Here is a 10,784-nt window from a genome sequence, read left to right on the forward strand (position 1 = left end):
GGCGGCGCCATCTTCCGCGGTGCGGGTTTCGTATCGCACGCCGCCGGCCGCCGCCGCGCCGGCCGCACGCCGGGCAACCCCGTCGCGCCCTGAAGCACTCTGAAGCACCCTGATGCCGCCCCGGGGCCAAGGCCTCGCAGCCAGCAGGGCGGCCCGGACCCGGCCTAACATGGGGGCCGGAGACGCCCGCCCATGACGACCCGCCGACCGCTTCTGCTGCAACTCCTGGCCATGGCCGCCCTCGCGGCCACGGCGCTGCCCCGCGCGGCGAAGGCGCAGTTCACCTACCCCGCCAAGCCCATCCGCTGGATCGTGCCGTACCCGGCGGGCGCCGGCGCCGACATCGTCGCGCGCACCATCGGCACGCAACTGGCCGTCGACGCGGGCCAGCCCGTGTTCATCGAGAACCGCGCCGGCGGCAACACCGCGCTGGGCGCCATCGAGGTCGCGCGCGCCCCGGCCGACGGCTACACGCTGCTGTCGGCCGACAACGGCACGCTGGTGTTCAACCCCGCGCTGTACCGCAACCTCAGCTACAACCCCTCGCGCGACTTCGCGCCGGTCACCCTGCTGGGCCGGCTGCCGATGGTGCTGCTGGTCGGCCCGTCCAGCGGCCAGAAAGACGCGCGGGCCTTCATCGAGGACGCGCGCGCCTTCCCCGGCAAGGTCAGCTTCGCCTCGGCCGGCACCGGCAGCCCGCAGCACCTGGCGATGGAACTGCTCGAACGCGAGGCCGGGCTGGAGATGGTGCATGTGCCCTACCGCGGCGCCGCGCCCGCGCTGGCCGACGTGGCCGGCGGCCAGTTGCCGGTGATGATGTGCGACCTGGCCGCGGCCCGCCGCTTCATCCAGAGCGGCAAGCTGCGCGCGCTGGCGGTGGCCCACCCCCGGCGCCTGGCGCAGCTGCCGGCCGTGCCCACCTTCGCCGAGCTGGGCATGCCGCGCGCGAGGCCGCCTCGCTCATGGGGCTGGTGGTGCCCGCGAACACGCCGGGCGAGGTGGTCATGCGGCTGCAGCAGTCGGTGGCCAGCGCCATCCACAACCCGGTGGTGCTGCGCAAGCTCGCCGAGTTCGGCGTCGAGCCCGTGGGCGACGCGCCCGCGCAGTTCGCGGCGCTGCTGCAGGGCGAGTCGGCGCGCTGGCACCCGCTGATCCGCGACCTCAACCTGTCGCTGGACTGAGCGCCCGGGCCTTTACGGCAACTTTGCGCGGGTGCGCCGCGCTCCTCATTCCTGGCTAAGAGTGGCTGCCTAGATTGACGCATCGCTCAGGAAAGGTCGGCGGGACGGTGTGCAACGGGCAGGCCGGTCCTCCCGAAACCGATGACAACTCGCCGGTTCCATCACGTCATTCTTGCGGACGATTTCTTTCGTTCCGCCGCCAACGGTCTCACGTACCACGTCGCGAACCGGCGATTCCTGCGAGGCTTCTTCGACTCCGTGCTGGGGCGCCTGGGCCTGCCGGTGCGCGAGATCGCGCCGCTGTCCGACGGTGGGCGCATCGACGTCGCGCGGCTCATGGCCCGGCTCGAGTTGCCCTGCACGCCGGCCGGCTGGGCCCGCGCCTGCGTGGCCGACCTGGTGCCGCTGGTGGGGCGCGACGGCCTGCCCGTGTTCGACCCCGGCTGCCTCGTCATCGGCTGGGGCCTGACGCCCGCGCTGCAGCACTGCATTCACCGGGGCGGCGCCAGCTACCTGGACATCGAGATCGACCCGCGCCGCTTCACCGAGCACCTGCATTTCTGCGCCCGCACCAACGACCCCGCCATCGAGGCCGCGCTGCGCGCGCGCCGCGTGGACGAAGAGCTGTTCTGGAACCACGCGAGCGTGCTCAAGGGCTACTTCGCGCGGCGCGGCGCCGCCTCGCTGTTCGACCCGCGCCTGCGCGTGGGCCTGTTCTTCGGCCAGAGCCTGGTCGACCTGTCGCTGGTCAGCGGCGGGCGCAACATGCACCCGGCCGGCGTGATCGCGCCGCTGCGCGAGCTGGCGCGCGGCGTCGACCTGCTGGTCGTCAAGCCGCACCCCTACGAGCCCGCGCTGCACGACCTGGCGCCCATCGCACGGGCCATTCCCAACGTGGCGTGGACCCAGCAGAACACCTACGCGCTGCTGTCGGCGCCCAACGTGCATTTCGTATCGGCGCTGTCCTCGAGCGTGCTGTCCGAGGCGCGCTACTTTCGCAAGTCCGCCCACGCGCTGATCGCGGCCGACCGCAATGCGCCGGCGCAACTGCCGTCGCAGTGCTCGGCCTGGATACCGATCGGCGCCGGGCTGGGCGCGATGGATTTCATGGCCGCCGCCTGCGGCGCCCATGATGATCACGTGGCGCACGCCATGCCCCGCGCGGCGGACTGGCCCGCCGCCGCCATCGAGCAGACCTTCGCGCTGCGCTGGGGCTTCGATCCGCGCAGCCCCGGCCTGCCCGAAGTGTCCGAGCTGCAGCTGGGCCGCCCCTACATGTTCCACCCCGGCAGCCCGGCGGCGGGCTGGCTCAGCCACGGCTGGGCGGGCTTCGACCGCGAGGGCGCGCGCAGCGAGGGCGAGCTGGCCTGCCTGGTGATTCCGCTGCCCCCGCTCATGCAGCCGCAGGCACCGACGCTGTCGCACCAGCGGCCGCACCGCATCGAGGTGCGCGTCGACTACCGCAGCAACGCCAAGGCGACGAGCGTGCACGCCATGTTCGACGGCGTGGTGCTGCCGGCGCAGCGCGTCACGGGCGCGCGGCGGCGCAGCCTGGTGTTCGACATCGAGCCCACGGCGGGGCGCAAGTGCCTGGTGCTGCAGTTCGTGGTGGCGGACGCCGGCCGTGGCGGGTTGCGCCGGCCGCTGGCCCGCCCGAGCTTCACGGTCAAGCGGCTGGAGGTGTCTCTGCGCATGGGCCGCGGCGTGATCTCGGCGCCGCCGAAAGCCGCGTCGATGCGATGGGCCGAGATGCACCCGCTGCGCGCCGCCGCCCGCGTGTTCCGGGCGCTGGTCGATTCGGCGCGCGGGCTCACGGGGCCGGGCTGACCGCCGGCGCCGCGAGGCGCAGCAGCAACGCGACCCAGTGCTGCCGCCTGTCGATGGCGGCCTGCCGGCCTTGCGCCGCGTCCGCGTCGCCGCTGGACGACGCCAGCAACTCGCCGGCCGCCGTGGTCACGGCCCGCGCGAACTTCTGCGCATCGCCGCGCCACACCACCACGCGGTGGTTCAGCCCGAGCTGCGCCGCGCGGCCCGCGTTGATCGCCTGTTCGGGCTGGTCCGTCAGCAGCAGCAGGATCGGCTTGCGGTAGACCGCCGCGATCGACAGCGCCGCCATGCCCGGCGCGGAAACGATGAAGGCGCTGCGCGCGGCGGTTTCGATCCAGTGCTCGTCGCGCGCATGCCAGTGCGGCCGGTGGACATAGCCCTCGCCGACCAGGTGCGCGGGCAGGCCGGCGTCGGCCAGGCCCTGCTCCAGCCCGTCGGCCAGCGCGGGTGCTTCGAAGTGCGGGTTCAGGTAGACCGCCGCAACGCGCTGCGAGGCATCGGCGTGCGCCACCGCATCGACCACCGCGACGGGGGTGGCCAACCGGTGGCCGCCGCGCCCGTCGTGCTGCGGCTCGCCGTAGGCGAAGTCATGCGCGATGCGCGCGCGGCTGCGGTCGATCTGCCACGCCACGATGCCGCCGAACACCTTGGCGACGGGGCCCGGCATGCGGCCCTTGAAATTGGTCTCCAGCGCATGCCGCAGGCTCGCGCCGTACACGTGCACCACCTTGCGCCGCCAGAACGGCAGCCAGCCCATGAGCAGCAGCGCGGGGTGGAACGAGTCGTTCACCACCAGGTCGGCGCCCGCGAACCGGCGGCGCAGCCGCAGCACGTCGCGCAGCATGCGTTCGGGGCGGAACATGTAGTGCGCCACGTTGCGGTCGGTCTCGCGGCGCAGCATGTTCTGCTCGGTGTCGAACTGCACCGCGTAGTGGCGCGACAGCACGGGCGCGTCGATGCCGAAGCCGGCCAGGAAGCGCGCGCCTTCGTCCGACGTGGTGAGCACCTGCACCTGCGCGCCGGCTTCGCGTAGCGCGTGCGTGAGCAACTGCGCGCGCATCAGGTGGCCGCGCGCGTCCGCGGTCGCGAGGTAGAGGATGCGCTGCGGCATCGCTCAGGCGTGCACCGGCCGCCTGACGCCGGGGCGCAGCCGCAGCGCCACGCCCGCCAGCCACATGCCGGCCGCGCCGGTGATGCCGAAGCCGCGCTCGGTGTCGCGCACCTCGCGCATCAGCCGCGCGAGCCGCGCCTGCTCGTGCGGCGCCACGCAGCGCTGCAGCGTGTGGCTGCACAGGCGGATGTGACGGTCTTCGTCGGCCAGCACGCGCGTCAGCAGCGGGTGCAGCGCATGCGCCGGGCCGATCAGCGCGCAGTGGCGCTGCAGGATGCGCGAGGCCATCTGCTCCGCGCTCAGGCCGATGGCATAGGCCGGCACCAGCCCGCCGTGCGCGAAGTGCGGCGCGTGGCGGCGAATCAGCTGCTGCCAGCGCGCGAGCTTGCGGCGGCTGAACCAGTCGGGCCGGGGTGCTTCTTCGGGCGAGGCGGCCGCCTGTGCGCTGCCGCCGCGCTGGACGATGGCCTCGGCGAACAGGCGCGCGTGCAATTGCTCGTCGGCCAGGTGCTGGTCGAGCTGGCGTGCAAGCCACTCGGGCGGGTCGATGCGCAGCTCGCGCTGCAGCGCCTGCTCGGACGACTCCTCGCCCACGAGGTAGAAGCGCAGCAGCAGCATCTCGCCCGCATTGCTCGCGTGCAATTGCCGCAGCGCCGCGCGCTTGATGTGATGCACGAGGCGCGCCTGCAGCGCGGGCCAGCCGCGCAGTTGCGGCGGCGCGAGGCAGTCGAACCCGGCCGCCGCGACAGCGCAGGACAGGTCAGCGGCCATTGGCCTTTGCTTTCGCGGCCTGCACCGGGGCGGCCGCGGATGCCTGCTGTTGCTGCCAGCCCAGCACGAGGCCGATGAAGCTGTCTTGCAGGAACGCACGCGCGGCCGCGTCGGCGCCGGCGAATTCGCGCTGCTGGCCGTCGTAGCGCACATAGCCCTTGCCGTTGGCGGCGCCCAGCACCAGCTTCTCGTTCTTGTGGAAGCCGCGCTGCAGCAGCGGTTGCAGCAGCGACTGCGTTTCGAGCCCATACAGGAAGAGGTCGCGCTGCACCACCTGGCGCGGGATCTTGCCGCTCAGTGCCTGCAGCTCCAGCGTCCAGTTGCCCTGCTGCATCGCGTCGGCGAGTTGCTGGCCCTTGGCGCCCGGTGCATGGAAGCGCGCGCGTGCCACCGACTTCGAGGCCTTGCTCAGCCCCAGGCCGATGGTGATGTCTGCGTCCTTCGCGCCGTTGGTGCGGTTGTCTTCCACCTGCACCAGCACGTTCGCGAGCCGCGCGGTCAGCGAAGGCCTGGTCAGCGCTTCGCCGACCTGCGCGGGCGTGAGCAGCACGCGGTCGGTGCCGGCGTCGCTGACCACCACCTGGTAGGGGTCGATGCGGATGTCGCTGAACTCGTCGCCCACGGGCGCGTGCGCATGGCTGCTCACCGACCAGTCGCTGCCCGAGCGGCTCAGGAGCGCATGGAAGGTCAGCGGCACGCGCTGGCCGCCGTTGCGCGCCTGGCCGGAGCCTTGGAGCAGCACGTCGCCGACGATGGTCTTCTCGGCGTAGTCGCGCGTGTTGGTGAAGCGGATGGTGTGCGTGGCGCTGTCGAGCGCGGCGCGCGTGTCGGGGTCGTCGAGCGCGAGGCGGTTGCAGTCGTTGCCCGTGCCGGCCAGCGCGGCGAAGGGGCAGCCGGTGTCGGACTTGAAGTTGAAGACGCCGCGGCCGGTGAAGTCGGCCGCGCCGGCCAGCGTGAAGGCGCCCGCGAGCGCAAGGCCGAGCGTGGCGCGGCGAACGAAAAGCGAAGAGCGGATGGGCATGGTTTCTTGTTGTTGTCGTTGTTCGTGCGAGGTGCGGCGTTCAGGGCCGGTGATAGGACAGCGCCTGCGCATCGGCGTTGGTGCGCCCCGTGGTGTGCCAGCCGATGCCGCGCGCGAACGCGCCCAGCATGTCGACCGCCGAGAAGCCCAGGATCAGCGCCACGCCCCCGAGCCATCGCAGGCCGCGCAGCGGCGGCAGGTCTTGATGGTTCAGCGCCTTGATGCTGAAGCCCAGCCGCGTGAACAGCACGCACAGCGGGCCGATGGGGCCGCTTTTGGCCAGCCACTGCCAGCGCGACGACACGTAGCTGCGCAGCAGGTGCGGCGTGAGCGAGTAGGTGTCTTGCCCGCGCATCCAGCGCAGCTTGAGCGCTTCGAGGCGCGTGTCGGGCAGGCGGTGTTCGGTGTGGGCCTGTGCCGCGTAGTGGATCGGCACGCCCGCCGCCTTCAGCCGCATGCCCAGCACCTGGCAGTGCGCGCGGTACACGCCGTCCAGCGCCTGGTAGCTGTGCTGCTCGAACACCTCGCGGCGGAAGGCCACGTTGTTTGCGTAGAAGTTGCTCGTGGCGCCGTCGTGGTCGGCGTTGGGGAAGTACATGAAGTCGATGGTGGTCAGCGCGGTGCCGACCACGTTGGCCGCGTAGCTGGTGCGACCGGCCACCACGGCGGGCGCATCGGCGCCTTGCGTGAACGGCAGCAGCATCTGCAGCAGCCAGTCGTCGTCGGGCAGGCAGTCGGCGTCGGCGAACACCACGTGCGTGCAGCGCTGCGCATCGGTGGCCGCGAAGCCCACGTTCTTGGCGTCGTAGTAGCCGGTGGCCGCATCGATGCGCACGAAGTCGACCGGGCGGCCCGCGAGCGCGCTCACCGCGTCGCAGGTGGCGGGGCTCAGCCCGTCGTGCGTGACAACCACCTGCGCGAGCGCCGTGAGCGGCAGTTTCTGTTTCGCGAGCAGGGCCACCAGGCGCTGCAGGCTGGTGCTGGCCTTTGCCTCGGCATCCGCTCCGCCGCGCAGGTTGTTGGTCTCCAGGACCAGCGCGCAACGCGCGGCAACTTGATCGGGCATCATCGAATTTTCCTGTCCGGACACGGTTTTGAAAGAATCCATCCTGCTTTTATCGCACAACCGCGCCGTCCACCAGTGCCGGGCGTCATCGGGCCGCCCATGAAAGTCAGCATCTTCGGCGCCGGCTACGTGGGCCTGAGCTTCGCGGCCTGCCTGGCCGAGGCCGGGCACGAGGTGCTGTGCGCCGACGCCGACCTGGCGCGCATCGAGGGCCTGCAGCGCGGCCTCATGCCCTTGCACGAACCGGACCTGGACGCGCTGGTGGCCACCGGCCTGGCCGCCGGCACGCTGCGCTTCACCGCCGACCCGTTGGCCGCGTGCCAGCACGGCGACGTGCTGTTCATCGTGGTCAACACGCCGGCCGATGCCGAAGGCCGTGTCGACCTGCGGCACGTGATGGCGGTGGCCGCCGGCATCGGGCGGCACCGCGAGCGCGAGGCGCTGGTGGTGTGCAAGTCGACCGCGCCGGTGGGCACCGCCGACCAGGTCGAGGCCGTGCTGCACGGCGAGCTTGCGCAGCGTGGCGCGTCGCTTCGCATCGCGGTGGCGGCCAACCCCGAGTTCCTGCGCGAAGGCGCGGCCGTGCGCGACTGCCGCCGGCCCGACCGCGTGGTGATCGGCTCGCAAGACCCGTGGGCCGTCGAGCTGCTGACGCGTCTTTATCAGCCCTTCGTGAGCGAGCCCGGAAAACTGCTGGTGATGGACCGCCGCTCGGCCGAGCTCACCAAGTACGCGGCCAACGCGATGCTCGCCACCCGCATCAGCTTCATGAACGAGATGGCGCGCGTGGCCGAGCATGCGGGCGCCGACATCGAGATGGTGCGGCGCGGTATCGGCGCCGACCGGCGCATCGGCCCCGACTTTTTGCAGGCCGGCGCGGGCTATGGCGGCTCGTGTCTCGCGAAAGACGTGCGCGCGCTGACGCGCATGGCCGGGCGCGACGGCCACGCGCTGCGCATTCTCTCGGCGGTCGAGGCCGCCAACCACGAACAGAAGGGCCGGCTGTTCGACCTGATGACGCACCACTTCGAGGCCGCATCGCGGGCAAGACCGTTGCCGTGTGGGGCCTGGCCTTCAAGCCCGACACCGACGACATGCGCGATGCGCCCAGCCTCGTGCTGCTGGAGCGGCTATGGGCCGCCGGCGCGCGCGTGCGGGTGCACGACCCGGCCGCGATGGCGAATGCGCGCGCCCTCGTCGGCGAGCGCGACGACGTGCAATGGTGCGCCTCGGCCGAAGAGGCGCTGCAGGGCGCCGACGTGCTGGCGCTGGTGACCGAGTGGCCCGCGTTCCGCGAGGTGCCGCTCGCGCGCATCGCGCAGGCGCTGCGCACGCCCGCGATCTTCGACGGCCGCAATGTCTACGACGCCGCGCAGGCCGAGGCCGCGGGCATCGCGTACTACGGCATCGGGCGCGGGCGCCCGGTGCTGCGCTGAAGCTCAGTCTTCCTTCGGCAGGAAGGCGTCGCCCGGCGTGAGCGGCGCGTGCCGGTAGCTGGCCGGCGTGCGGCTCAGCTTCACGGGCGCGCCGATGCCGCGGTAGCCGCCGGGCATCTCGACCACCATTTCGCGGTGCAGCGTGTGCGGGTGCTGCAGCGCGGCATCGACCGGCAGCACGGGCGCGGCGGGCACGCCGGCGGCCATGAGCTGTTCGACCAGCACGCGCCCGTCGAAGGCGGCCATGGCAGCCTCGAGTTGCTGCTTGAGCCCGTCGCGGTGTACCGAGCGCGCGCCGGCCGTGCGGTAGAGCGGATCGTCCGACAGCGCGGGCAAGCCGATGCAGCGGCACAGGCTCGCGAACTGCCGGTCGTTGCCCACGGCCACGAACACGGGGTCGGTGCCGGTGGCCAGCGCGTCGTAGGGGTAGATGTTGGGGTGCGCGTTGCCGGTGCGGCGCGGCGCGGTGCCGTCCATGAACCAGTTGGCCGCGTGCGGGTGCAGCAGCGACAGGCCGCTGTCGTACAGCGCGGCTTCCACGAACTGCCCGCGTCCGCTGCGGTTGCGTTCCTGCAGCGCGAGCAGCACGCCGATGACGGCGTTGAGCCCGGTCACCATGTCGACCACGGGCAGCCCCACGCGCAGCGGGCCGCCTTCGGCTTCGCCGTTGACGCTCATGATGCCGGTCATGGCCTGCACGGCGGCGTCGTAGCCGGGCAGCGCGCCGAGCGGGCCGTCGGCGCCGAAGCCGGACACGCGGCACCACACGAGGCGGGGGAAGCGTTGCGACAGCGTCTCGTAGCCGATGCCCCAGCGTTCCATGGTGCCGGTCTTGAAGTTCTCGATGAGCACGTCGGCCTCGGCCACCAGCGCGAGCAGTGCCTCGCGGCCTTCGTCGGTCGAGAAGTCCAGGTGCTGCACGCGCTTGTTGCGGTTGAGCCCGTGGTAGTAGGAGGCCACGCCTTCCTTGAACGGCGGGCCCCAGGTGCGCGTGTCGTCGCCCTGCGGCGGCTCGACCTTGAGCACGTCGGCGCCGTGGTCACCGAGGATCTGGCCGCAGTAGGGGCCGCCGAGGATGCGCGAGATGTCCAGGACGCGAATGCCCGCGAGGGCGCCTTGGGGGGCTGATGTCATTTCGATGTTCCGTGTTCTCTAGGCGTTGGTTTATTCGGGGAGCGCGCCCCGAACGAACAGCGGCGTCAAATCAATCGAGTTGAGCGCCCGACTTCTTCACCACGTCCTGCCACTTGACCGACTCGTTGGCGATGAACTGCCCGAGCTTCTGCGGCGACGTGTCGGCCGAGGCTTCGAGCCCTTGCGCCGCGAACATCTGCTTGACCTTGGGCGAGTTGAGCACTTCGGCAAAGGCGTGGTTGAGCTTGGTCACGCGATCGGCGGGCGTGCCGGCCGGGGCCACGATGCCGAAGAACACGCTCACGTCATAGCCCTTGTAGCCCTGCTCGGCGATGGTCGGCACGTCGGGCAGCGCCTGCGAGCGGGCCGAGGTGGCCACGCCCAGCGCGCGCAGCTTGCCGGCCTTGACGTAGGGCAGCGCGGTGAGGATGTCGGTGAAGGTCATGCTGACCTGGTTGCCCAGCAGGTCGTTGAGCGCGGGGCCCGTGCCCTTGTACGGAATGTGCTGCAGGTCGGTGCCGGCCACGGAGTTGAACAGCACGCCCGCCAGGTGCGACGACGCGCCGTTGCCCGATGATGCATAGCTCAGCTTGCCGGGGTTGGCCTTGGCGTAGGCGACGAGCTCGGGCACGGTCTTCACGGGCAGCGCGGGGTTCACCACCAGGATGTTGGGCAGGTAGCCGACCTGGATCACCGGGGCGAAGCTCTTGACCGGGTCGTAGTTGATCTTGCGGTACAGGCTCTTGTTGATGGCCAGCGGGCCCGAGGTGCCGAACATCAAGGTGTGGCCGTCGGCTTCGGCGCGCGCGACGTATTCGGCGCCGATGTTGCCGCCGGCGCCCGCGCGGTTCTCCACGATCATGGGTTGGCCGAGACGGTCCTTCATCTCGGCGGCGAGCGTGCGCGCCATGGCGTCGGTGGGGCCGCCGGGCGGGAAGGGCACGACCAGCGTCAGGGGCTTGGTGGGGAAGGCGTCGGCGGCCTGTGCAACAGGTGCGACGGCCGCGAGCGTGGCGCAGGCGGCCAACAGGATGGTGAGGCGTTTCAAGGGATGTCTCCAGTTCTTGTGTGTGAGGTGAAAAGGCAGCTCAGGCGATGGCCGGGGCGGGGCGCGCCGCGGTGGCGTCGTTCCAGTCCGCGGGCATCGCGTCGGGCGAGAGCGGGTCGCGCGGCAGCACGCGGTGCAGCAGCACCAGCTGGGCCCAGCGCAGGCGCGGGGCCGAGCCGCCTTGCGCGG

General features: G+C 71.8%; 7 protein-coding genes and 2 pseudogenes. 3 read left to right on the forward strand and 6 right to left on the reverse strand.

Features of this window, described 5'->3' with window-relative positions:
* The first annotated feature begins 192 nt into the window (after positions 1-192).
* Positions 193-1,181 (forward strand): annotated as a pseudogene (locus BMG07_RS37290) (Bug family tripartite tricarboxylate transporter substrate binding protein).
* Between the two features lie 141 nt (positions 1,182-1,322).
* Positions 1,323-3,008 carry a hypothetical protein gene (locus BMG07_RS37295; protein WP_198088703.1) on the forward strand — a complete coding sequence of 562 codons (1,686 nt, stop codon included), beginning with the start codon at positions 1,323-1,325 and terminating at the stop codon, positions 3,006-3,008.
* Here BMG07_RS37295 and BMG07_RS37300 read toward each other — a convergent pair.
* The 4 genes from BMG07_RS37300 to BMG07_RS37315 are packed head-to-tail and all read right to left on the reverse strand — an operon-like array spanning position 2,992 to position 6,980.
* The gene (locus BMG07_RS37300; protein ID WP_198088704.1) at positions 2,992-4,119 is read right to left on the reverse strand and encodes a hypothetical protein; all 1,128 of its coding nucleotides are present in this window, start codon (positions 4,117-4,119) and stop codon (positions 2,992-2,994) included. The two genes, BMG07_RS37295 and BMG07_RS37300, sit on opposite strands and share 17 nt — an antisense overlap.
* A gap of 3 nt (positions 4,120-4,122) precedes the next feature.
* A complete protein-coding gene (locus tag BMG07_RS37305) occupies positions 4,123-4,890 on the reverse strand; it encodes a hypothetical protein (RefSeq protein ID WP_198088705.1) in 768 nt (255 codons plus the stop codon).
* Positions 4,880-5,911, reverse strand: coding sequence for a hypothetical protein (locus tag BMG07_RS37310; RefSeq protein WP_198088706.1), 1,032 nt, complete (start codon positions 5,909-5,911; stop codon positions 4,880-4,882). Before BMG07_RS37310 ends, BMG07_RS37305 begins: the two co-directional genes overlap by 11 nt.
* Before the next feature lie 40 nt (positions 5,912-5,951).
* Positions 5,952-6,980 carry a glycosyltransferase family 2 protein gene (locus BMG07_RS37315; RefSeq protein ID WP_198088707.1) on the reverse strand — a complete coding sequence of 343 codons (1,029 nt, stop codon included), beginning with the start codon at positions 6,978-6,980 and terminating at the stop codon, positions 5,952-5,954.
* Positions 6,981-7,076: 96 nt separating this feature from the next.
* Here BMG07_RS37315 and BMG07_RS37320 point away from each other — a divergent pair.
* Positions 7,077-8,413: pseudogene (locus BMG07_RS37320) on the forward strand (UDP-glucose/GDP-mannose dehydrogenase family protein).
* A 3-nt stretch (positions 8,414-8,416) separates the two neighbouring features.
* Here BMG07_RS37320 and BMG07_RS37325 read toward each other — a convergent pair.
* Together BMG07_RS37325 and BMG07_RS37330 are read right to left on the reverse strand one after the other, a co-directional pair.
* The gene (locus BMG07_RS37325) at positions 8,417-9,547 is read right to left on the reverse strand and encodes a CaiB/BaiF CoA-transferase family protein (RefSeq protein WP_198088708.1); all 1,131 of its coding nucleotides are present in this window, start codon (positions 9,545-9,547) and stop codon (positions 8,417-8,419) included.
* 70 nt (positions 9,548-9,617) lie between these two features.
* Positions 9,618-10,595 (reverse strand): tripartite tricarboxylate transporter substrate binding protein, encoded by a 978-nt coding sequence (locus BMG07_RS37330; RefSeq protein ID WP_198088709.1) that lies wholly within the window; start codon positions 10,593-10,595, stop codon positions 9,618-9,620.
* Positions 10,596-10,784 lie beyond the last annotated feature (189 nt).

This window comes from Variovorax sp. E3 (genome assembly GCF_016082275.1).
Classification (GTDB): domain Bacteria; phylum Pseudomonadota; class Gammaproteobacteria; order Burkholderiales; family Burkholderiaceae_C; genus Variovorax.